The sequence below is a fragment of the Hyphomonas sp. genome (assembly GCF_041689225.1).
Classification (GTDB): domain Bacteria; phylum Pseudomonadota; class Alphaproteobacteria; order Caulobacterales; family Hyphomonadaceae; genus Hyphomonas.
The window spans coordinates 1-24598 of sequence record NZ_JBDNGN010000016.1 but is presented as its reverse complement, the minus strand read 5'-3'; the positions used below and the strand labels follow the sequence as shown (position 1 = coordinate 24598).

Genomic DNA, 24598 nt, shown 5'->3' with positions numbered 1-24598 from the left:
GGGGTTTAGCGTTCGACCTGTTCCATCTCGTCTTCGGCGGGACTGTCCCAAGGCAGATGGCGCTCGTCGAGCACGACGAGGTTATCGCGCGAAATGATGGTTGCGCGTGTGTGGTAGCCAAGCAGTTTGGTCGTCGGCTCGTCCAGGTTGCGGGCAAGCAGCATAGTTTCTTCGGACGAGAAATTCGACAGACCGCGGGCGCGCTCGACGCCTTCTTCATCATAGACATGGATGACGTCGCTGCGGACATAGGGGCCATGGATGGAGATTACGTCCGCGCGTTCGACACCGCGTTTGCCGGTTTCCATCAGTTCAGCCGCTTCCTGGCTGATGACGATGCTGCCAGCCATCTGGAGACGGTCAGTGAGCCACGCAGCCCAAGCGGAGGCTGGCTCGGTGTTGGCGATACATTTCGTGTGGGGGCGTTCGCCCTTGAGTACGGACGAGACCGGATTGTCGGATTCACCATTGGCAATGAGTGTCGTGCAGCCGGCATGCTGGGCCATGTTGGCGGCCTGCATCTTGGTGAGCATGCCACCGCTGCCGAGCGCACTCGTGCCTTCGGTGACCGACAGGTATTCCGAAACGTCGTGCAGTTCTTCGACCAGCTTGGCGCCGGGTTCGGACGGGTCCTTGTCGTAGAGGCCATCGACGCTGGTCAGGATGATCAGGTGCGATGCCTGGATCATCTGGGCGATGCGTGCCGCAAGGCGGTCATTGTCGCCGACGCGAATTTCTTCGGTCGTGATTGTGTCGTTCTCGTTGACGATGGGCATGACATTGCCGTTGAGCAGGCGGTGGACCGTGTTCTTCGTGTTCAGGAACCGGCGGCGCTCTTCGAGGTCGCCGCGTGTCACCAATACCTGGGCAATGTCGAAATTGAACTCGAGTGCGACCTGCTTGTAGGCGTTGAGAAGGATGGGCATGCCGCAGGCTGCGGCGGCCTGCTTGTCGCGAAGCCCCGCATTCTCGGGCGTGACGTTGAGCGTGTTCAGACCGAGCGCAACCGCGCCGGAAGACGTGAGCACGACTTCATAGCCATCTGCGCGCAGCAGCGCGATATCTTCGAGCAGCCGCTGAATGAACGCCCAGCGCGGGGTGAGCAGCTCAGGATTGGCCAGAAGGCTTGATCCGACTTTCACGACGATCCGTTTTGTCTTAGGCAATTTTCAACTCCGTAAGTCTGAGCGCACGAACTAGGTGTGTTTTGACGAGGAAACAACTCGCTGGCGGATAAAACGACTGTGCTTTGTGACCTGACGAGCCGTGTTGGCCGAAATATTGGCAATGAAAGCAAAGTGCTGGACGCTTGCCTTGAAAAATATGAAAAAAGTTTGATATGGGCCGCGTGTGATAAAAATTTGAACTCAAAGCAAAACCGACTAGGAAGGCCGCAAAGGGGTTCGCAAGGATTCCGGTCACTCAGGCGTTACAGGAACAGAAAGTCACAATGAAGGCACTTTTGGTTGGATGTGGAAAAATGGGCGGCGCTTTGCTGCAACAATGGTCCCGGTCTGCGGATTGGGACTTCACTGTCGTCGATCCGTTCGCCGAAACCGTGCCAGAGGGTGTTACTTTGCTGAAAGCCCGTGAGGATGTTCCCGACACATTGTTTGACCTGCTGATCGTCGCGGTAAAGCCGCAGATGATTGACGAAGTCATGCCTGCCTACCAGACCAGTCTTGCGCCATCAGGCGTTGTCGCCTCGATCGCGGCAGGGTGTTCGGTTGACCGCCTGAAGGCTGCGACAGGCGCGGGGGCGGTGATCCGGATCATGCCGAACCTGCCGGCCCTGATCGCCCAGGGCGTCAGTGGACTGTATGCGAGCCCGGATTGTACCAACGACCAGAAGACGGCCGTGGAAACCCTGATGCAGCGTGCCGGCACGACCGTCTGGGTCGATGATGAGGATGCGCTTGATCGCGTGACAGCTGTTGCTGGCAGCGGACCGGGCTATGTCTTCGAGATCGCGCGTACCTATATCGCTGCAGCTGAAGCCCTGGGCTTCACGAACGACCAGGCCCGTGCACTTGTGCTAGGCACGATGGCAGGCGCGGTCGAGATGGCGCGGCTATCTGACGAAACTGTCGAGGCGCTGCGCAATTCGGTGACCAGCAAGAACGGCACGACACAAGCGGGCCTCGAAGCCCTCAACGCAGACGGCACGCTTTCCGAGTTGCTTCTGCGCACGACCCAGGCCGCCTATGACCGGGCCGTGGAACTGCGTTAGCCGTTTCGAGCGGTTTCTGGCATTACTGGCGATCTATTTCGCAAATAAAGACGACAAAGAAGAAGGTTCATATGAATATTTCTGCCATCGTTTCGCTCGGCGCCTATTTCGTCCTGATGATGCTGATCGGGCTCTACGCCTACCGCAAGTCCACCAGCGACGTATCGGAATACATGCTGGGTGGCCGGCAGTTGCACCCTGCGGTCGGGGCCCTGTCGGCGGGCGCGTCCGACATGAGTGGCTGGATGCTGATGGGCCTACCGGGAGCGGTCTTCGTGTCCGGGTTCAGCGCGGCCTGGATTGCTGTGGGCCTCGTGATCGGGGCGTATTTCAATTACCGCCTCGTGGCGCCGCGCCTGCGAGTCTACACCGAACTGTCCGGAGACTCGATCACGATCCCCGAGTTTTTCGAGAACCGCTTCAAGGACCACTCACGCATGTTGCGTGTGTTGTCGTCCATCGTGATCGTCATCTTCTTCACGCTCTACACGTCGTCGGGCGTTGTTGCCGGCGGCAAGCTGTTCGAGGCCTCGTTCGGTCTCGACTATTCACTGGGACTGTTCGTGACTGCAGGCGTGGTCGTCGCCTATACGCTGTTTGGCGGCTTCCTGGCGGTCAGCCTGACCGACTTCGTGCAGGGCTGCATCATGTTCGTCGCGCTTGTGCTGGTGCCGGTCGTGGCGATCCATGCCGTGGGCGGGTTTGATGCGACGCATGCCGAAGTGCTGGCATCGCCGGCCGCCAGCGTACCTGACGCACCCGGCCGCGAACACTTCTTCAGCTGGTTCCAGGGCCTGTCGCTGATCGGGATCATATCCGCTGCGAGCTGGGGACTCGGCTATTTCGGCCAGCCGCACATCATCGTGCGCTTCATGGCGATCCGCTCACTCAAGGATATTGCTGCAGCGCGCTATATCGGCATGGGCTGGATGCTCGTGACCGTGATCGGCGCAGTCGCTGTTGGTGTCGCGGGGGTGGCTTACGTCAACGAGCAGAGCATCAATGATCAGCTCACCGATCCCGAAACCATCTTCATCCTGTTCTCGCAGGTGCTGTTCCATCCGCTGATCACGGGCTTCCTGCTGGCGGCGATCCTCGCAGCCATCATGAGTACGATTTCATCGCAATTGCTGGTGTCGTCGAGCTCGCTGACGGAAGACTTCTACAAGACCTTCCTGCGCAAGGACGCCAACCAGAAGGAACTCGTCCTGGTCGGGCGCCTATCCGTTCTGGTCGTGTCACTCGTGGCCATCGTGCTGGCGTTTGACCGATCGAGCAGCATCCTGGCGCTTGTCAGCTATGCTTGGGCCGGCTTCGGCGCGGCATTCGGGCCGATCATCCTCCTCAGCCTCTACTGGCGTGACATCACGCGCAATGGCGCCCTCGCGGGCATGATCACCGGGGCCGTCACGGTGCTGTTCTGGCTCTATGCGCCGGTCACCATCGGCGGCGAGTCGCTGTCGGATACGATCTACGCCCTTGTGCCAGGTTTCATTCTGAGCTTTGCGGCGACGGTTCTCGTCAGCCTCATGAAGGGCAAAGCCAACCCGCAAGTGCAGGTCGAATACGACGAAATGATGAAGGCCATGTCGGTCGAGAAGCAGCCGTTTTTCTAGCGACGTCCCGACTCAGGTGGTGCCCGTCGCGAAGTCCAGCGCGCGGGCATCGTACTGGTCGATCACCGCATCAAGGTCGCCAGGCGAATTCAGCAGCGCGAGCTTTTCCTTCGGTTCAAGCGCCGTGATGTATTCGCCAATCGTCGAGACGCGGTTCGCACGCGCACGGGCTATGGCGAGGGGCGCATGAACCTCGCTATGGGCGAGGGGCCAGTGAGTGTCGACGACGTGCGTCCGGCGGTTCCGCAGATTACGGTCTGAGAACAGGCTGGCCAGGCTTGGAGCCGGCAGGTCCTGATAGGCGGGACGGCTGGCCACGGAGTCGAGATAGGACTGCGGTGGATCGCGTTCTTCAGGGCTTTCGAGCAGGTTCATCCGCAGCGCGAACTCGCCGCTCTTGGTGCGCCCGGTCCAGTAGGACAGGGTGGCGGCCAGCAGCATGCCGATGGTCGCTGGCGCGAGCCAGGCGGCGAAGATCGGCGAGATGGCAAAGGCTGAAACCGTGAGCACGACGCCCAGAACGATGGCCGGGGCATGGTGGCGGAACGTGTCGGACAGGGTGTATTCGTTCGATTCGCGAGCCTGCGGGTTCCAGCCGCCATCGCGGCCTGTGAACACGCGGTATACCGCGGTCGTCTGTTCGACCATCATGACAGGTGCGAGCAGGACCGAGATAAGCGTTTCGGCGACGACACCCATGGCTGTCTTCGCCGGGCCGACAGTGCGGCGCCAGCGCGGCGACGCGAGGCCATAGATGAGCCCGTAAAGCTTGGGTGCAAACAGGATCGCCATGGTCGCCGTGAAGAGATGCAGTGAGCGTTCGGAGTCAATCACGGGCCATGACGGGAAGAGGGCCGCCGTCTCGCCGAAATAGGCGGGCGTCAGGAACATGTTCTGCAGTGACAGCAACATGCCGACCGTGATGAAGAGCAGCCACAGCGGCGATGCGAGATAGGAAAAGATGCCGATGATCAGGTGCATGCGGCTGGTGAAGGTAAGGCCGCGTGTCTTCAGCAGGACAGCCATGTGCTGCATGTTACCCTGGCACCAGCGGCGGTCGCGGATGGACAGGTCGATGATCGAGGGTGGGCCTTGCTCATAGGAGCCGCCCAGTTTGGGCGCGATCTCCACGTTCCAGCCGGCACGGCGCAGGAGCGCGGCTTCGACAAAGTCATGGCTGAGGATGGAGCCACCGAACGGGGCCCGTCCCGGGATTTCCGGGAGACCGGCCGCATTGGCGAGGGCCGAGATGCGCAGGATGGCGTTGTGGCCCCAGAAATTGCCTTCATTCTGAGCCCACCAGGCCAGGCCGCTGCCGAGGACGGGGCCATAGAGCGCGGCGGCAAACTGCTGGGTGCGGGCGAACAGGGTGCGTCCGCCGACAAGCTGGGGAATGGTCTGGATCAGGCCGGTCGCCGGTGAGGCATCCATCCGGCGCGCGAGTTCGATGAGCGTGTCGCGCTCCATGAAACTGTCCGCATCGAACACGATCATATAGTCGTAGCGGCCACCCCAGCGGGTGATGAAGTCACGTATATTGCCGGCCTTGCGGTGCAGGTTCATCGTGCGGCGGCGATAGTGGACCAGCGTTCCGGGCGTCATGCGTGAGCGCAAGCGCTCGAACGCGGCTTCCTCGCGCAAGGCAATTTCGGGATCGTTCGTATCGCTGAGGATGAAGCATTCGAAGCGGCCGGGAGCGTTCGCGAGAGATTCGGCGGTCGACTCGACCGTGGCGAACACGCGCTCGACATCTTCATTGTAGATCGGGAACACGACGACGGTGCGGCCGGCGATCATTTGTGTGGCGTTCGATGTGGTCGATTTGGACGCGGCAAACAGGCCAGCCATTGCAGCCAGGAAGCCGATCGTGCTGCTGACAAAGGCATAGGCGATCCAGCTGATGTTCAGGCTGAACACGCCGAGTAGTACTTTTTCGAGCACCGTGACGCCGGACACGTTCAGCACGTAATACATCTCGGTGGTCGCCCAGGCGGCGAGGACAAGGGCGAGCGAGAACACGATAACCTTGCGCCACATCAGTGACTTAGGCGCGCGACGGTTCACGGTCGGTCCCGTCTTGAATGCCTGGTCAGGCATCGCGATGGGGTATTCTGCAGGGCGGGCGCGAAAAGTGATCATTGCGATCTCCAGCGATAGAGCCAGGTTTCAGATACAGGGCGGTCGGCCTTGGTCATCAAGGCGCGCAGTTCGCTCAGGCTTGCGTCTTTGGCGTCGAGTTCAAAGCTGAGGCGGACGCCGCCCGTTTTCGGGTTCGGCCGGACAATGGGCGATATGATGGTGCCGGAGGACGTCGACACCTGGGGAACTGCATCTCGCAGCAATTCGTCATTGTCGGAGTCAAAGTCGATAATGAACATCGGCCGCTTGGTGGCGGGCGATATTCCCACTTTCGTGGCGGTGATCCTGGCGACGGGGGCGACGACCGGTTGTGGCAGGCTCCAGACCATCTGGTAGGACAATCGGACCGGCTTGCCCGCATCCCATGCCTCAGCCGGGCGCCATGAGACGACGATATTGTCATTGTATTCATTGGTGGTCGGGATTTCGACCAGGGTCAGGTTGCCGGGGCCCCAGCCGTCTTTCGGGGCAATCCAGACATTCGGGCGGCGCTCATAGGCCGCTTCAAGGTCGTCATAATCCCCGAAGTCGCGATTGCGCTGCATCAGGCCGAAGCCGAGCGGGGGCTGGGTGGCGAAACTGGAGATTTCGAGCTGGCTGGGATTGGCGAGCGGCCGCCAGACCCATTCGCCGTTCCGGAGCTCGATCATCAGGCCTTCGGAATCGTGCACGGCCACGCGATAGTCGCGGTTGCCGCGATTGAGGCTATGCGGTGAGAAATAGTACATTGAGGTAATCGGCGCGATGCCGACTTCGGTTAGCTTGCGACGCGGGAAGAACACCGCTTCCACATCAATCATGGTCGATGTGCCGGGCGTAATGTCGAAGCGGAAGGCGCCCGTTGTGCTGACGCCGTTGAGCAGGGCGTACACGGTGAGCGTATTGGCGCCGGGCTCTGGCTTGACCAGCCAGAACTCACGGAAGGACGGAAACTCCTCTCCGGCTGGCGAGGCCGTCGAGATCGCCATGCCCCGGGCCGACGCGCCATAGACTGTGCCGGCGCTCAGGGCGCGAAAGAAGCTGGCGCCCTTGAAGCTGATCAGGTCATCAAACTTACCGGACGAATTCAGGGGTGTCGTGACGTGAAAGCCCGCAAAGCCGATCGATTTCTTGTCCGCGTCCGACAAAGGCAGGTCAAAGAAGGCGAAATCTTCTTCCACGTAGGGGCGGGGCATCGCGACACCGTTCTCGACGATGTTGAGCTTTACTTCATCATTGAAGAGATAACCGCGCGGGTCATAATGCACCCGGTACGGCACAGCGTCGTCGGGCGTCCACTCGGCTGCCTCGCGCTTGAATTCGATACGCCGATACTGGTCATAGTCGAGCGAGGCGGCGGCAGCAGGAACGGACGGGGACTTCTGGTAGGCGTGCTCGGACAGCGCCTGCGCCTTGTTGATGACCTGCTCGAAGGCGAATGGCGGCGCGATGGGAGCAGCATCTGCCGCTATCGTAGCCGGATTACCAGTGTCGCCTGAGACCTCCGCTTCGTCGCTGATATCGGCGACAGAGTCGATTGGCTCTATGGCCGGCGCAGTGGGTAGGGCAATTGCCGCGTCGGTCAGGTCAGACGTTTCCCCAGCCGTCGAGCCTGAGCCGACCACGGCAAGGGTCGGTGCTGGCCTTGGCGAGATGGACGCGATGATTATACCGCCCAACAGGACAGTGATCGCCGCGCAGAGCGCGACGGCGGGAAAGAAAAAAGGACGTTCAGTCAGTTTCAAGACAACCTCTTAGCCGACGAAGCCACTCAGTTGAGAAAGCGCCGTCGTTTACCCGTGGCAACAGAATTGTCGCCCGGATCGCCGACGCTTCATAAAGCGCGCGCTATCTGGGCAGTACGCCTCGCCTCGGCATTCGTTTCACTGAGAATTTTGGTCATTTTGCGGCGCAGCATTACGGTGCTGCAATAACCCCACCCGAACCCATTTCGGCCAACCAGTGCTGCACAATCCAATTTGTTGCAAGTGCTCAGTAGCTGTACGGCTGATTATCGCGTCTGAAACGGCGCGGGATTCGCCTCAGGCGGTATTCCGCGATATGCATGTATGCGGCCCTGCAAGCTCTGAAAGCGCCCTGATGCAACCGAATTCAAATTTGAACGGCGGGACTTCGCTTGCTGGTGTCGTCACGGTTGAATCAGGAATTCCCGGGGTTTCGGTTCTGGTGTGTGACAGTGCAAAGCATGGGCGGGCTCAGGTTACGGACAGTCTCGTGACCAGCGCACCGGAGGGCGAACGCGCGGCGCGGCTGCGCGATCCGGTGGCGCGGCATAGGCTGCTGGTGTCTCTCGCAAGCGCGAGAGCGATGCTGGGGCTCGCGCTGGGCATTCCGGCGCGCGAAGTGGACCTGGCGCGCACGGAAGAAGGTGTGCCCTATCTTGCCAGCCGTCACGACCGTGCCATCTCGATCTCCCGAAGTGAGGGATGGACGGCTGTTGCTCTCGCCGACGCGCGGGCGATTGGTCTGGATATTGAGCAAGTAAGGCCAATCGACTGGCAGCCCATGCTGTCGATGATCTGCAGCGATACGGAGCGCGACCAGGTGCTGGCGCTGGCAAATGCGTCGCCCGACTGCGCCCTTGCTGTCTTCTTCGAGCTATGGACGGTGAAAGAGGCCGTTCTGAAGGCGTCAGGCAAAGGCCTTGGCGGCGGGGCGAAGACCGTGCCGGTGCCGGTCGCATCACTGGGGCAGCCTTTGCCGACACTGCGGGACGTGTCGGCTGGCGGCGCCCGCTACGCGGTCTGGACGGAGCAGATCGAGGATGTTTTCGTCAGCGTGGCGGTTGGCGACACGCGCTAGGCGCCGTCGGCCAGCGCGATGGTGAGCGGATTGGCTTCGTAAATGCGCAAGCCGTCGCACCAGAGCGTGCCCTTGCCGGTGATCAGCAGGCGGTCACCGGATTGGACGACATCCATGATCTCCATCACCGTGGTGACTTCCTGCTTGTCCGGGGTGACCTGGCCGCGATAGGCCCATTTGACGGGGGCGCCTGCCGCAATGGTTTCGAATTCCGGGTCGGCCATGCCTTTGGTGAAGCCCTTGAGGCAAGCGGCATGGGACAGGAGCTGGACGAGCGCGTCGAGACCGAGCGAGCCCGGCTGGACCGGATCCTGGAAGAAGTGCGCCTTGAAGTACCAGGCATGCGGATCAACCGATTGTCGCCCGCGCGCGAGACCGAGGCCTGCCGCGCCGCCCGAGGCATCGAAATAGTCGATGTGGTCGAGCATGACGAGGTCGCCAGTAGCCGTGGGGGCGGCTGGCAGCTTGGTTCCGGGGCGGTTGGGGGCGAGATTGATTAGCGCGCGATGTTCGTCCTTGGTCGGTAGGCCAGCCTGACGCACGAGGGCGGCGGCCGGGAAGAAGCCGAACTGGGTTTTCAGGTTTATGACCGGGCGGCCATCGGCGAGCGTGGCCTTGAGTTCGAAGGCCACGATCGTCATCGGGCCGACCTTCGAGAAGGAAGACAGTGTCGTGTCGACCGTGATCATCCCGTCGTTCGGGCCGACCTGCATGAAAACCTGTCCGTCGCCATCGAGATTGCGGAAGCGTTCGCCGCCTTCGAGGGCAAAGCCGCAATGGCTGGCTAGCCAGCCGCAGGGCTGGAGGACGATTTCGGAGAGGACAGCAAAGGGCATGTGGCCACTGGCATTGTCTCGGAAATACCAGGCGTCTGCCGGGATATCATAATCGGCGACGACGCGGGCGCCTGTTTCTTTCACGCCCGGGCGGGTGGAGACCTCGGTGACGCGGGTCATCATATGGTAGGGCGGCTGGGGCAGGCGCGGGGCGCGCCCGGCTGTATCAAAGGGAACGTAGAGGTCGCCGAAGGCCGCTGAGGGGGCGCTGGCGGCGCAGTTGAGCAGGGCGGCATGGTCGCCGCGGCTTTCGCCCATAGGACCGACGCGGAGCGGTTTGTCCGTCGTGTGCGGCGCCGGCCAGTCCTTGCGCAGGCGGATGGCGAAGCGCGGGCAGTGGAAAACTTTCTTGCCGTCGGAACGGGCGAGCAGCGAGGCGTAGAGGACGGGGCTTTCGCCATCGATGATGTCGTCGATGAAGACTTCATAGGTCACTTCATGGTCGTGGTCGGGGATGACCTGTCCCCGGCAGACGAATTTGGCGGTGTGGCCGGGCATGGGCTCGAAGACATAGCCGTCGCGCTCGATGGTTAGGCCTGCGGCGGCAGCATAGAACTCAAGCGCCTGCACGGCTGCCTCGGCCATCAATGTGCCGGGCATGCAAGGGTCTTCATGGAAATGGCCTTCGTAGAACCACGCGTCCGTTGGCACGTGGGCGCGGGCCTTGAGATAGCCCCGTCCCCATGGGCCGCCTTCTGGGTCGAAGGCGGTCACCTCGTCGAAGAAGGCGAGCTTGTCGTCTGGCAGGTGGGCCGGGCGGGAATGGGCGGCGCAGAATTCGAAGCCCTTGCCGAAGCAGGCGAGCGCATCGCCAGCGCGAAACGCGGCGAGGTCCGGGGCGCTGAAGGTCCGTTTGGTGCTGGCGCGAGCGGTGTCGAAAGGGTGTGGTCTGGGGGTGGGAGGGGCGTCGGTGGACGCATCCCAGATGACGCCCTTGCCGGTGGCGAGTTCGTCATCCGTGAAGAATCCGGCCTGGCCGTTGCGGACCGAGAAGACCTTCCGGTCGCCGACCATGCAGTCATACTGGAAGAAGAACATCCGCACGCCGGCGAGCGTGGCGTGGCCGGTTATCTCGATCTGGAAGGCCAGCGTGTCGCCGGGGCCGGGCAGGCCGCCTTCGTGGAAGGTGATCTCGCAGCCGAGCAGGCGGTAGACGCGCTCGTTCTTGTTTTTCAGGTCGGCGCCCATCCAGCCGATCAGGGTCAGGTCGGCCTGACCGCATTCGATCAGCGGGCCCGGACGCACGCGGCCATTGCGGATGTGCCAGTCTTCGGCCTTGAGGTCTGTCTCGGTCCAGATGACTCCGGTGCTTTCGACGCCCGCTTCGGCATCGATGCCGGTGATGCGGTCGACCAGAAGGAGCGGCGGGGCGGGCAGGCGGACCTGGCGGTCGAAGGCATCCTGCCCGACAAAGGCGGAGCCGAAGAAGTTCGACATGAGGCCGCGTGTCGATTCCTCGATCGCGGCGCGGGCCCAGTTCGGGCCGTTGGGCGCGCGGGGCATGAGGGGTTCATTGCCATTGACGACTTTGCGGGGCGGCGTCGACGTGCGGGGCTTGGATGTGGCGCACGGCGCAGGCGGCGTCAGCGGGGCTGGCGCGGTGGCGCTATGGGCGTAGTGCGGGGATGGCAGGTATGGGGCAGGTGGCAGGCCGCCTGCGGTGCGCGCTGCCGGAATTTCAGGTTTCGGATAGTGAACCGGTTTGGTGAGGGGCATAGGGTCGGTTCCTGTCCAGAGATTGTTGCGGGCTGCGTCCAGCCGTTCGGCGACGCGGGCAATATTGATGTCGCGGCCATCGGCGAAGAGCGTGGCGGTGAGGTGGGCGATCTGGCCGAGGTCTGACGCGACGATCCGGTCGGTGGCGACCGCGACGTGCGGCTTGTCGCCGAGCACGCTGGAGATGGCGCGCGACAGCGTGGCGCGCGGGCCGATCTCGACGAAGGTGCGAACGCCGTCTTCATAGGCCTGGCGGACAGTTGACGGGAAGTCGACAGTGTCGACCGCCTGACGCGTCAGCATGTCGGCGACGCGGGCCTTGGTCGGCGTGTAGCTGGCATTGATCGCATTGGCGTAGAGGCGGATGCCGGGCACTTTGGAAACGGGGCGCGTGTGCAATTTTCGCCACTGGTCCTCGAACGGTTTCATGGCCTTGGCGTGGACGATGAGGTGCTGGTTCATCGCCGCGCCGGAGCCGGGACCGAGCGCTTCGGCCACAGCGCGGCAGGCGGCGGCGGGGCCGCCGATCAGGCAGTCTTCCTGCGAATAGATGATCGTGATCTCGACATTCAGGTGGCTTGCCATGGCGGCGCGGAGCTTTGGCAAGGGTGCCTTTATATGCCAGTTGGTCCAGTCTGTGGGCACGTTCGGCCCCCATGCGGCATGCGCTGTTTCAAACTCGCCGCCGAGATGGCGTTCATACATGGCGGCATCGTCGATCTCGTCGAGCAGTTTGCCGGGATCTTTCCAGAAGCCGAAGGCGAACAGGGCGTTGCTTTCGCCGAGCGACAGGCCGATGGCCGCGGTGGGCGTTACCTCCAGCACGTTGCGCATCAGGATGGCATGGGCCTGGCTGACCAGCGTTCCGGCGCAAAGCTGTTCGTATTCGGACAGGTCCGCGTGGGTGAGGAGTTCTGCCATCTCGGTGGCGCGGGACATGGATGCAAGCGCCTTGCCGAGTTCCGGGAAGGCCATGAACAGGCCACGCGACATGCGGGCATAGACCGCCGCCGAGCCAGTAAAGACAAAGGCGAGTTCGCCTTCGGGCGCGCCTTCGCCGTAGTGGACATGTTCGCCGGACGGCGCCGTGTCGCGCTCGAGCGCCTTGGCGGCGGTGTCGATCAGGTCTGCGAGGGCGGCTTCGTCTGCGGCGATCAGGGCGATACGGCACTTGCCCTTGCCCCCAGTCTTGGCGCTGCGCAGCTTCTTGGCGAGCGAGGCGCGGGTGGTACCGGCGGTCCAGTAGAGATGCGGCGGCGGACGGAGCGGATCGGGGCTGGGTATGGGCGGGTTGCCGGTCAAAGCAACCGATGCGCCGTGCGTGAGGGCGTTGGCAGGGGCGGTGACCATGTGCTGCGGCTGTTCGCCTGTCAGGTTCGGGATGGCGCAATCTTCGGTGATCGCCTGGCCGCGCGCCATCAGCAGGGCGGACGCCGCGATCTCGAACAGGGGCGAGGCGGCGGGGGCTGTGCCATAGGCGGAGGTAAAGAGGGGCGACGGTGTGCCGCTGCCAGACCACTGGACCGGATCCAGCGTGGCAAGGATACGATCGCCGGCGGCTTCGGCGTCTGACCGGCGCTTGAGGACGAGGGCTGCTGCGCTGTCTCCGGGTGCAGCGATGCCGAGTTGCTTGAGGGCTGCTGCGGCGACCGGCTCGGTTGCGAAGTCAGCCGCCGCGACGATTGCCAAGTCGAGGCGACCTGCGCGGAGCGCGTCGCAGGCGACATCGAGGGCCGCTAGGCTGGAGATGCCTTCGGATGAGATGGAATAGCCTTGGCCGCGCAGGTCTTCGGCGGAGGTGATCCGGTTGGCCGTCATGTTGGCCATGGCACCGAGGACAGTAGCGGCCTGAAGCGGTGGCGCGATGCCATCCTGTGCTTTCGCGTGTTCGTGCGTGCCGGGCGTGAGACCGAATTCTTTCGCCACGCGCTCGCGCAGAAGCCAGCGGGCAGAATCGGCCGCGCAGCCCATGCCGACGAAGACGCCGCAGCGTTCGGCGTCCGGGCGCTGGATACCGCTGAGGGCAGAGCGTATCAGGGAGAGGACAGCGAGTTGCTGGGCCTCGGCCTGCAACAGATCATTGGGCGGGGTGCGGGCATGGCGCGGATCGGCGCCGACGGTCGTCGCTGGCTTGGCCCGGCTAACCGGACTGTTCATCAGGCGGCGGAGCACGTCGCGTTCGCCCTGATCGCTGCCGCCCATCAGGCTGGCGCTACAGATCACGATTTCGTCGTTTGTGTCGAGCGGCAAAATGACCTGGACCGATCCTTTGACCGGCTGGTGCTGGTCGAGGATGAGGTGGGCGTTGTTTCCGCCAAAACCGAAATTGCTGATCGCCGCGCGGCGGGGGGCTTTGCCGGATGTCCACGGCGCCGTTTCCGCAAGCGGCTGAAGGGCGGGGGACGTCACTGCGTCGATTAGGTCTCCGTTGAGGGGCATGGACGGCAGCGTCTCATGGGCCATGGACTGTGTCAGTTTCAGGAGGCTGGCGAGGCCCGCGACCGTGATCAGGTGGCCGGTATTGGCCTTGAGCGATCCGATGGGCAGGTAGCGCTCAGTTCCGAAGACGCTGGCTGCGGCGGCGATCTCGACACTGTCGCCAACCGACGTGCCCGTTGCGTGGCATTCGAGGAAATCGACGCTGTCGGGCGTGAGGCCTGCCTCGGCATAGGCGCGCCGCATGGCTTCGGCCTGACCTTCGCTGTCAGGCGCGAGGAGGCCTTTGCGACGGCCATCATTGGAGAGTCCGACAGCGCGGATCACGCCGTGGACCGTGTCCTTTGGTGATACGTCGCTGAGGCGCTTGAGGACTACGGCCACGGCGCCTTCTGCAGGCACGAGGCCGTCGGCGCCCTTGATGAAGGGACGCGAGCGGCCTGTCGGGCTGAGCGCCTGAAGTGCTTCGAAGCCGATATGGAGGATTAGGTTGTCGGCGGCATTGACCGCACCGACGAGACCGATGTCGATCTGGCGGGTCTGCAGTTTGCGGCAGGCGATTTCGAGGGCGTAGAGCGAAGAGGCGCAAGCGGCGTCGAGCGCGAGGACGGGGCCGGTCGCGGCAATGGCCTGTGCAAGGACATGGGCCGGGAAGCCGGAATTGAAGGCGTCGGTCGCGGGGCGGGACGATTTTCCGTGTGTCCAGACATCGGCGGCATAGGCGGACTTGGCGCGGCTTGGATAGGAGAGATTTGCGAGGAAGACGCCGCGCCGGTCAGGCGGCGTATCGCTCTTTCCGGCTTCGTCCCATGCCTGCAGCGCGGCATGGAGGGGCCATAGGCAGACAGGGTCCAGGTTCGCAGCATCAAGGCCGGGGAGTTTTGCGCGCCTGGGATCGAAGACCGTGTCGAAGTCGGACACGAACCCGGAGACATAGGGCAGGGCGGCCTGCTCGGCCTCGGTGAGGCCGAACGCGCCTTTTGCAGGTCGGGAAATCAGGCATTCATTGCCTGCAATGGCTTTCCAGAGCGCTTCCGGGGAGAGGGCGCCGGGCAGGACGCAGCCCTGACCGACAATGGCAATCGGCTCGAAGAAGGTCATTCGCCGCTCCACTCATCCCCGACGAGGAGTTCGACAATATTGCGTCCTCCGTCGAGGAGCTGGTCGGCGAAGATGCGGGCACCGTCGGCCTGACTAATGAGGGCGATGCCCTGCTGGGCGAAGTGGGCCGCGAGACCGGCATCGACCATGCCGCCATCCCATGGCCCCCAATTGTAGGATTTGACCTGTGCGTGGGGGAGTTCGGCGGAGAGCTGCCGGGCGAGCTGGTTCAGGATTTCATTCGCCATCGCGTAATCGGCCTGTCCGGTATTGCCGAACAGGGCGGAGGCGGAGGAGAAGAGGCCGACATGGGTCAGCTGGCTGACATTGATGGCACCAAGCAAAGCGAGCAGGCCGTCAACCTTGGGGCCGAACACTTTTCGGACTTCGGCTTCGGTTTTCTCCATGGCCAGCTTGTCGGCGAGGACGCCTGCGCCGTGGACGAGGCCGGTAATGGCGCCGTGCTGGCTCTGGATGGCATTGATCGCCGGAGCAAGCGTGGATGTGTCTGACAGGTCGACCTGGACATAGTGGGCGGTGGCGCCAGCTGAGGCGAGCGCGGACAGCGTGGCCTCGATTTCCTGTCCGGCGAGCGCGGCGCGGGCGGCGCGGTCGATGTCGGCGGGTTTGACCTTCTCGCCGCTGGCGACGGCGTTCTGGGCAAGGGAGGCGCGCAGGGTCTTGAGGTCTGCGGTGCGGGCGATGCCTTGCGGCCACGGCGACAGGGCGGAGCGCCCGGCGAGGAGGAAGGTGCCGCCGGTGCGCCGGGCGAGCTCTATAGTGCAGGTGGCGGTGACGCCGCGCGCGCCGCCGGTGACGAGCCAGAGGGCGGGGGCCGTGGCGGCGTGTGTGATGGGCGGCGCGAGCGATGCGGCGACCTGGGTCTGGCGGGCCTGTCCGTCGGCGGTGAGGATGGCGTCGCCCAGGGTGGTGCCGAGGGCGGTAAGGATGTGGTGGGCGCGGGTCGGTGCGTCGGGCGCAGTGAGCGACCATGCCGCGACGCTCGTGTCGGGCCATTCCTTTTGCAGCGTGCGCGACAGGCCGGGCATACCGGAGATGGCCGTGTGACTCTGCGGCGCGGCGGACTGGAGCAGGAGGATGCGGACGCCGGGCGTGCGCGCGGTGCGGGCATGTGCGAGGGCCGCCCAGTGACGTGTCGCGGGATCGGCGGCGGACAGGCCTTCGGTGAGGATGACTGTCTGCGCGGTGCCGGAGGGCGTGGTGACGGCAGTCGCGTCAACGCCCTGGGCCGTCAGTGCGGAGATAATGGCTTGCGCAGTGGCGGGTCCGGCCTGGGTGATTTCAACGCGGCCCAGACCGACCTGCCCGGTCCATGGCGGTAGCGCGACAGGCGCGCCGAAGCTGACTGGGCGGACGTCGCTGCCATAGGCGGCGACGGGCTGAACCATGGACAGGGGACGGTGAGCTGAGGACGTGGCCTCACCGGCCCCTAGCTGAAAAAATCGGCAATCTTCCGGATCGTGCGCAGTTTGGCGATGGCTTCGGGATCGACTTCCGGCAGCGACGGGTGCTGGTCGCGCAGGGCCGAGAGGATCTCGACCTGTTTGATCGAGTCAACGCCAAGTTCGCCTTCAAGGTCCATGTCGTCTTCGAGCATGGAGGACGGGTAGCCGGTCTTGTCGGCGACGAGGGCGCGGATGATGTCCGGCGTGATGCCATTGCCGTTGGTCGTCGGTGTAGGCGCCGGGGCTGACACGGCGGCTGGTGCAGCAACCGGCGCCGGAGCGGCGGCAACAGGGGCCGGCGCGGCTGGTGCGGGGGCCGATCCACCGATCATGGCCGCGATAGCGTTGATCGTGCGCAGTTCGACGAGCTGTTCGGGATCGATTTCCGGCAGGTGCGGCAGGCGTTCGCGCAGGGTGGAGAGGATTTCGACCTGCTTGATCGAGTCGACGCCGAGTTCGCCTTCAAGATCCATGTTCGGGTCGAGCATGTCGACCGGATAGCCGGTCTTGTCTGACACGATGGCCTGGACAAGTGCGACGGGGTCCTGATCGCTTGAGGGTGCCGGTGCAGCCGCTGCAACGGGCGTGGGTGGTGTCGGCGCGGCGGCGACCGGTGCGGGGGCAGGTTGAGGTGCAGGGGCGGCAGCGCCGTTCGTGTATGGCGCCGGTGCGGGCGCGGCTGCGGGGGCCGGAGCGGGGGCTGCTGCCTGCGGCGCCGGCTGAGGTTGCGGCGCGGCAACTGGTGCGCCGATGCGCTGGACGGGCGCGGGCGCCGAAAGCGTCAGTGGCTGACCGCCGAGCAGGGAGGCGGCCGCATTGAGGAAGGCCGTGTGGCTGGCAGCCGTTGTCGAGAGGTATTGGGAATGAAGCTGGGACACTTCGCTCCAGATACGCTCTGCGGACGAAGAAGCCGGCATGGGCGCGGGATAGGTTTGGGGCGTGTCGGGCATTGGAGTGGTCCTGCTGGGAGTCGGAGCGGTGGATGCTGGTGGAGGCGTTGGCGCGGGGGCCGCCATTGGCGGCGGCGTAGCGGGTGCAGCCATGGCGGGCTGGATGGTGAGGGTGGGCGTGACGTTTGGTGCGGCCCGGCCAGCCGCACCGTTTTTTGGCGGGTAAGGCTTGTCGTAATTGGCGCCGGAAATGTAGACCGCGTGCTTCGATGGCGGCGCAGCCGGGATCGGCGGCGGCGTATCGGCGAAGAGGGCGGCGAGGTCCAGCGACTGGCCGGCGACGCTGAGTTCACCGACAGCCGACAGGAATTGCGTGAGGCCGTTGGTGCGCTTGTTGTCGAGCGACACGGCGCGGAAAGGGCGGTCGCCGAGGACGTCCTTGACGAGTCCGGTGACGATCGAGCCGGGACCGACTTCGACGAAGAGGCGGGCGCCAGCGGCATACATGGCCTCGACCTGTTCGCGGAACCGGACGGAGGTGGCGATCTGTCCGGCGATGACGGCAGGCAGGTCGGCGACCTTCACCGTGTAGGGCGATGCGGTGGCGTTGGCGTAGACCGGCAATTTCGGCTTGCGCGGGCGCAGGGCGGCGAGTTCTGCTGCAAACGGTTCGACGGCAGCATGGACGATGGAGGAATGGAACGCGGTCGCGACCGACAGGCGGCGGGCTTTCAGGCCTTTTTCGATGCACAGGGCTTCAGCGGCCTTTATCGCGCCGACCGGGCCGGAGAGGACGACCTGGCTGGGGCCATTGTCATTGGCGAGGACGACATCCGGCACTTTAGCGACGATGGCGGCGATGGTTTCGGAGTCCGTCTGGACCGCCATCATGGCGCCGGGCGTGGACCTTGCGGCTTCTGCCATGAGGCGGCCGCGGGCCGCGGCAACGCTGAGGGCGCCATTTGAATCGAAGCTTCGCGCCAGGTGGAGGGCCATCATTTCGCCGAAGCTGTGGCCGCCGGCCATGTCAGCATCGATGCCGAGGCGGTCCAGCAAAGCGAGCTGGGCGAGCGCGACGGCGGCAATCGCTGGCTGGGCGTTCTGCATTTCGGTGAGACGCTGGGTCTGCTCGCCGAATTCGACCTGATCAAAGGCGGCTGGCGGGAAGGCGAGGCGATGGAGCTTCATCGGGCCGGTCGTCTTGTGACTGGCGGCCATGTCCCACACGGCGCGGGCCGCCGGGAAGGCCATGGCGAGATCGGCGCCCATGCCGACATATTGGCTGCCCTGGCCTGAGAACAGGAAGGCGACCTTGCCTGTTTCCGGTGGCGTGGTGGATGCGTGAATGCCTGCACCGAGCGGCGCGGTGCCGAACGTGCCGGTCTCGACCTGCCCGACCAGGCGCGAGGCCTTGGCGGCGAGGTCCTTCTGGTCGTCGGCAATGATGGCGACGCGGACGCGGGCGTCGGCTTCGAAAGTGCCGTGCGTGGATGCGGCGAGGGCGGCGAAACCGTCTTCATCAGTTTCCGTATGGGTCAGACCTTCTAGTTCTTCGACAAGGCCGTCGGTGGCGCCGGCCGAGAGCAGGAAGAGTTCCGACGGCAAGACACGCGGCGGCAGGATGGCGGTCAGGCCGGTATATTCCTCAAGCGCGACGTGGAAATTGCTGCCGCCGAAGCCGAAGGAGCTGACCGAGGCGCGGCGCGGGCGGGACTCCGCCGATATCCAGGGGCGCGCTTCGCTGTTCAGGTAAAAGCTCTGACTGTCTTTCAGCACATCGGCAGGTTCGCCAATCTTGATCGTAGGCGGAAGGGTCTTGCGGCTGAGGGCATGGACAGCCTTGATCAGGCTGGCGGCGCCGGCGGCAGCCTTGGCGTGACCGATCTGGGATTTGACCGAGCCAACGGCGCACCAGGGTTCGCCATCGCCCTTGCCGTCGAATACGAGGTGGAGACCGGCCAGTTCTGCCTTGTCGCCCGCCTTGGTGCCGGTACCGTGCGCCTCGACAAGGTCGACAGTTTCCGGGCCGTAGCCAGCCTGGACATAGGCGCGCTCAATGGCGCGGGCCTGGCCCGATGGGAGCGGCGTATAGATGGCGGTGCCCTTGCCGTCCGATCCGCCGCCGATCCCGCGGATGAGGGCGTGGATACGGTTGCCGTCACGCTCCGCGTCCGACAGGCGGCGCAAAGCGAGGATGCCGACGCCTTCGCCAAGCATGGTGCCGTCGGCGTCCATCGAGAAGGGCCGGCAATCGCCTGTGGGCGACAGGGCCGGCGTCTTCGAGAAGCACATGTACATCAGGATGTCGTTGAGCGCGTCGACACCGCCGGCGAGGACCGTGTCGGAATCGCCTGCCCGCAATTCGTGCAGAGCGATCTGGAGGGCCGAGAGGCTGGAGGCGCAGGCTGCGTCGGTGACGAAGTTGCTGCCGCCGAGATCGAGCCGGTTGGCGATGCGTCCGGCGACGACGTTGCCGAGGAGGCCTGGGAACGTGCTCTCCTTCCACTCGATGTAATGGTCTTCCATCCGCTTGACGATGGCCTGCACGTCCGCCTCGCCGAGGCCGGACTGGCGCAGGGCATTGACCCAAACGGGGCGCTGGAGGCGGCCGGCCATATGGGCGGTGAGTTCAGTCGCAGATGCAACGCCAAGCATGACGCTGGTGCGGGTGCGGTCGATCTCGACGCCGCTTGAGCTTTCGATATCGTCGAGCGCGTGCTTGGCGGCGATGAGCGCCAGCAACTGAGCGCTGTCAGTCTGCTGCAGGGCATTCGGGGGGATGCCGAAAGCAAGGGGGTCGAACGGGACGGGCGAAATGAAGCCGCCCCGGCGGCCATAGGTGCGATCAGGCGTCAGCGCATTGGCATCATAATAGTCGTCGAGCAGCCAGTGCGAGGCCGGTGTCTCGGTCAGAGTGTCGCGACCCTGGAAGATGTCGCGCCAATAGCCGGTATTGCCACCCCGACCCGGAAAGATCGATCCGACCCCGATGACAGCGATGGGCTCAGCCTGAGTGCGGGTCTCATTTACCATTTTTTGTCTCATTCAGCGTCAGCGAACTGACGGGGCATATAGGTGTAATCTGTAGGTGCAACTGGTAGGCCAAGTGCGCGTAGCTGTCCGGCACGGGTGATTTGTGCGGCACCTTCGAGCAGGTTCCAGGCAATCTGCCTGACGGTGCGGTTCTCCGTCGGTTCAAGAAAGCTGCCCTTAACCCATTCATTGAACACGCCCATCGCGGGGCCGCACCAGATCTGGTAGTCCATTTCGCGCCCGGGTGTGCCTTCACGGGCCCATTGGGCGCCCATGAAGAGGTAGCGCCGGGCCACCAGGGCGAGGCGTTTGTTGCCGTCGGTTTCGGCGCGGGCGGCCTCGGCGGGATTGGCCTGCGAGATGAAGGCATAGGTTTTCTGCCAGCTCGCGTCGAAGGGTTCGCCGAGTACGTCGTCGATCCAGTCGCGATCTTTCTGGGAAAGGGTCTCATAGCTCGCTCCCGACCTGTAAATGGCGTGGAGGCGCTTTCCCCGCATAGCGAACAGGGTGCCGCGCTTGAGCACTTGAACTTCGACGCCCTGCTCGAACATGTCAGCGGCGGGGGCCATGGTCATATCGGCGGGCCCTGCTTTGGCGAGCAGGCGGCGTCCTGCTTCCGACAGGCCGGATTCTACGGCGGACTGATTAACGGACCCTGTAAGGACATAGGCGGCGCCCATCTGGAAGGCGGCGGCGACGGCCATTGGCGTCGAGACGCCACCGGCGAGACCGATGCGGACCGAGTTGGCGTCTACGCCCGTGCGGGCGGCGACGCGATCGCGGGCCAAGACCAGCGACGGGAAAAGGACACTGGCAGGGCGATTGTCAGTATGCCCACCGGAATCGGATTCTGCCGTGATTTCAGCGGCGACCGGAACTTTCGACGCGAGATCGGCCTGTTCGGCGGTGATGGCGCCGCGAGCCACCAATTCTGCGAGCAGTTTGGCGGGTGCGGGCGACATGAAGGGCTCAGCCACTTCGGTGCGGGAAACCTTGGCGAAGACATGATTGTCGCGGCGGATGCTTCCGTCCGGCGCGCGGGACAGGCCGACGGCGGTATAGCGCACCAGTTCAACTGAGAGTTTCATGAAGGCGGAGGCTGACACCCGCTTCACGCCCTGAGCGAGAAAGAGATCGACGACGCGCGCTTCGTAACCGGGCTGTTGGGGGGAATGAATAAGATTGGCGCCCCATGCTGTCTGGTCAGGCGTCAGCTGCGACTTGATTTCCTTCAGGCCGGCTTCGATGACATCCGGCGAGAGGCCAGCGCTGCCATAGAAACCGACACACCCCGCGCGCACCGCTTCGACGACCATTCGCGTGGTGGCAATGCCGCGGGCCATTTCTCCGACCACGTAATTGAAGCGACAACCGTGGGTGTGTGCGAAGAGCCGGTCACCGAGCCATTCGGGATAGATCGGCGGCAGGTGAACCTGGTTTGAGGACGCGTCGGCCTGCTCTTCCAATTCCAGAATATCGAGACCCGCCGACGAGGTCCGTGCGAGCACCACCGGTTCCCGCGGGAAGGCTATGGCTCTTTTCAGATTCTCTGAAACACCCATTCTAATCCTCTGCGAGCATGTACGCATGCCCGGACAATCTAAACTGCCAACCTGCATATTCTGTGCGGGGTTTTTTCAATTTCTAACTGCGCAATTTAGCCCGGTTTGTATAGTACTACTATTGTGACAGCGACCTCAAAATCGGGTTCCGTGGCGGAAAAACGCACCGATGATGGCTAATAGCACACATTTTTTGCGGTGGTGGGCAGCGCGCACAGTGCTCAGGCGTTGAGAGCCGTTTCATAGTCTTCGACCGCCTGCAGCCAGGACAGCTCGGTGGCTTCGGCTTCCGCCACGAGATCGGCGCGCTGGCGCAGCAGGTCCTGGAGCTGTTCCGAGGCATGACCGGGCTTCGACAGGTCAGCATCAATCGCCGTGATCCGGGCGTTGATTGTGTTCAGTCGCTTCTCGGCGTCGTCGGCCTTGCGCTTGAGGCCCGAGGCGGCCTTGCGGCTTTCGGATGAGCGCTGGCGCTGGTCGGCCTTGTTAACCTTGGGGGCTGCTACGACGGGATCAGACTTTCTGGATTTCGATTTGCTATCCGATTTGTTTCGGTCGGCCTGAAGCACGAGCGCGCGGTAATCCTGCAGGTCGCCATCATAGACTTCGGCCTTGCCATCCTTGACCAACCAGAGCTGGTCGGCGGTGCCTTCAGCGAGGAAGATGTCGTGCGTGATGAGAAGGACGGCGCCCTTAAAGTCGTTGAGGGCGTAGATAAGCGCCTCGCGGCTGTCGATATCGAGGTGCGACGTCGGTTCGTCGAGGATCAGGATATGAGGCTTGTCCATGGCCATGAGGCCGAGGAGGAGGCGGACCTTTTCGCCACCGGAGAGCTTTTCAACCTTGGTATCCACCTTTTCATGGCTGAAGCCCATCATGGACGCTGTTGATCGCTGTTTGGAGATCGGCGTTTCCTTGGGCATGGCGTGGCGGACGTGATCGAGCACGGTTTCGCCGGGCGTCAGTTCGTCGAGCTGGTCCTGGGAGAAGTAGCCGATGCGGACCTTGCTGTGGGTGACACGGTCACCCATCATCAGCGGCAGGCGCTCGGCAATGGATTTTACCAGAGTCGTCTTGCCCTGACCGTTCGTGCCGACAATGGCGATCCGGTCATCGGGATCGAGGCGCAGGGTAACATTGCGCAGGATGCTGGCGTCTTCACCATATCCGAGTTCAGCCCCGCGCAGTTCGAGCAAGGGTGGCGCCATCTTGTCGGCGGGGGCAGGGAAGTTGAATGGGGTCGTGCGTTCGGCCATCGGGATCGAGATGTCCTGCATCTTTTCGAGCATCTTCACGCGTGACTGGGCCTGCCGGGCTTTGGACGCCTTGGCGCGGAAGCGGTCAACGAAGGCCTGGAGGTGCGCCTTGTCGACTTCCTGCTTGGCGCGCTGGCTTTCCAGCTGGGCATATTTGGCCGCGCGGAGCCTGAGCCAGGCGTCATAGCCGCCGGGCACGATGGTGAGTTTCTGGTGCTCAAGCGCCATCGTATGAGTGACGCAGCGGTTCAGCATTTCGCGGTCGTGCGAGACGATGAGCACGGTGTGCGGATATTTCTTGATATAGCCTTCGAGCCAGGCGGCCCCCTCAAGGTCGAGATAGTTGGTCGGTTCGTCGAGCAGGAGCAGGTCTGGCTGCGAGAACAGGACGCCGGCGATGGCGGCGCGCATGCGCCAGCCGCCGGAGAATTCCCGGGTCGGGCGATCAAGGTCACTCTGGACGAAGCCGAGGCCCATCAGGACTTCGGCCGCGCGCGAGTCTGCCGACCAGGCGTCGATATCGACGAGACGCGTGTGGATGTCGGCAATCCGCATCGGGTCTTCGGCGGTATCGGCTTCCTGCATCAGGGCGTGACGCTCGGTATCGGCGGCGAGAACGACTTCCAGAATGGTTTCATCCGTCGGCGCGACTTCCTGCGCGACCCAGCCGAGGCGGGCGCCCTGGTTCAGGCGAATAGAGCCGTCATTGGTTGGATGCGTGATTTCTTCGCGGATCAGTTTGAGCAGCGTGGACTTGCCCGTGCCGTTGCGTCCGACGAGGCCGACTTTCCAGCCGGATGCGATCTGGGCGCCGGCGCCTTCAAATAGAAGGCGCGCTTCAATGCGGTAGTCGAGGTTCGATATGGTGAGCATATCGGGGGGTTTAGCGACCAAGGGGTTGAAGGCAAGAGCCTAAGCTCTGTTGCCTCCAACCATTGCTGTGGTGACGCATGCTTACTCAGCCGGCACGGGCGCGAGCGTTTCGAGTGCTTCCTCGTCGAGCAGGGCATCGAAGCCCGGGCGGTGTTTGCCGGAAATGAGGTAGCCGAAGAAGCGTTTGATATCCGCGCCGATGCCATACAGGGCGGGCACAAAAAACAGGGTGACGAACAGGGCGAACAGGACCCCGAAGGCGAGGCCGACAGCAATCGGGATCAGGAACTGCGCCTGGATCGAGCGCTCCATCATCAGCGGGAAAAGGCCGACAAATGTCGTGAGCGAGGTGAGGAGGATCGGCCGGAAGCGGCGGGTGCCCGCCTCGATCAGCGCCTGCGCACCATCCATGCCCCGGTCCCGGAGCTGGTGGACGTAATCCAGCAGGACGAGATTGTCGTTCACGGCCACGCCAGCCGCCGCCATGATGCCCATGTAGGACAGGATACTGAGCGGGAAGCCCATGACGAGATGTCCGACCATGGCGCCCGTGAAACAGAACGGGATGGCGGCCAGAAGGATCAGGATCGGTTCGGCATAGGATTTGAAGGCTACGGCGACAAGGAAGTAGGCGACGCCGAT

Annotated in this window: 12 protein-coding genes; 3 read left to right on the top strand and 9 right to left on the bottom strand. The window is 63.7% G+C overall.

Going from position 1 to position 24598, the window contains the following annotated elements; genetic code table 11:
• Positions 1–5 precede the first annotated feature (5 nt).
• Positions 6–1166: a glutamate 5-kinase gene (gene proB / locus ACESNB_RS01720; protein WP_373002932.1), complete on the bottom strand. Its 1161-nt coding sequence runs from the start codon at positions 1164–1166 to the stop codon at positions 6–8.
• A gap of 284 nt (positions 1167–1450) precedes the next feature.
• Between proB and ACESNB_RS01715 the strand changes: the two genes are divergently transcribed.
• Positions 1451–2230: a pyrroline-5-carboxylate reductase family protein gene (locus tag ACESNB_RS01715; RefSeq protein ID WP_373002930.1), complete on the top strand. Its 780-nt coding sequence runs from the start codon at positions 1451–1453 to the stop codon at positions 2228–2230.
• A gap of 71 nt (positions 2231–2301) precedes the next feature.
• The gene (putP, locus tag ACESNB_RS01710; RefSeq protein ID WP_373002928.1) at positions 2302–3846 is read left to right on the top strand and encodes a sodium/proline symporter PutP; all 1545 of its coding nucleotides are present in this window, start codon (positions 2302–2304) and stop codon (positions 3844–3846) included.
• A 12-nt stretch (positions 3847–3858) separates the two neighbouring features.
• On the opposite strand, the gene mdoH is transcribed toward putP, so the two are convergent.
• On the bottom strand, positions 3859–5985 hold the full coding sequence (gene mdoH / locus ACESNB_RS01705; protein WP_373002926.1) for a glucans biosynthesis glucosyltransferase MdoH: 2127 nt from the start codon (positions 5983–5985) through the stop codon (positions 3859–3861).
• Positions 5982–7709, bottom strand: a complete 1728-nt coding sequence (locus tag ACESNB_RS01700) for a glucan biosynthesis protein G (RefSeq protein ID WP_373002924.1) — start codon at positions 7707–7709, stop codon at positions 5982–5984. Before ACESNB_RS01700 ends, mdoH begins: the two co-directional genes overlap by 4 nt.
• Before the next feature lie 490 nt (positions 7710–8199).
• Between ACESNB_RS01700 and ACESNB_RS01695 the strand changes: the two genes are divergently transcribed.
• Complete coding sequence (locus ACESNB_RS01695) at positions 8200–8787, top strand: 4'-phosphopantetheinyl transferase superfamily protein (protein WP_373002922.1); 588 nt, start codon at positions 8200–8202, stop codon at positions 8785–8787.
• Here ACESNB_RS01695 and ACESNB_RS01690 read toward each other — a convergent pair.
• The 6 genes from ACESNB_RS01690 to ACESNB_RS01665 all read right to left on the bottom strand — a co-directional run.
• On the bottom strand, positions 8784–14876 hold the full coding sequence (locus tag ACESNB_RS01690; RefSeq protein WP_373002920.1) for a beta-ketoacyl synthase N-terminal-like domain-containing protein: 6093 nt from the start codon (positions 14874–14876) through the stop codon (positions 8784–8786). The genes ACESNB_RS01695 and ACESNB_RS01690 overlap by 4 nt on opposite strands.
• The gene (locus ACESNB_RS01685) at positions 14873–16285 is read right to left on the bottom strand and encodes an SDR family NAD(P)-dependent oxidoreductase (RefSeq protein WP_373002918.1); all 1413 of its coding nucleotides are present in this window, start codon (positions 16283–16285) and stop codon (positions 14873–14875) included. The genes ACESNB_RS01690 and ACESNB_RS01685 overlap by 4 nt, the downstream gene beginning before the upstream one ends.
• Positions 16286–16326: 41 nt before the next feature.
• A complete protein-coding gene (locus ACESNB_RS01680) occupies positions 16327–20265 on the bottom strand; it encodes a beta-ketoacyl synthase N-terminal-like domain-containing protein (protein ID WP_373002916.1) in 3939 nt (1312 codons plus the stop codon).
• 8 nt (positions 20266–20273) lie between these two features.
• Positions 20274–21773, bottom strand: coding sequence for a PfaD family polyunsaturated fatty acid/polyketide biosynthesis protein (locus ACESNB_RS01675; RefSeq protein ID WP_373002914.1), 1500 nt, complete (start codon positions 21771–21773; stop codon positions 20274–20276).
• Positions 21774–22048: 275 nt separating this feature from the next.
• Positions 22049–23956: an ABC-F family ATP-binding cassette domain-containing protein gene (locus tag ACESNB_RS01670; protein WP_373002912.1), complete on the bottom strand. Its 1908-nt coding sequence runs from the start codon at positions 23954–23956 to the stop codon at positions 22049–22051.
• A gap of 81 nt (positions 23957–24037) precedes the next feature.
• The coding region (locus ACESNB_RS01665) for an efflux RND transporter permease subunit (protein WP_373002910.1) at positions 24038–24598 on the bottom strand (561 nt) is incomplete at its 5' end.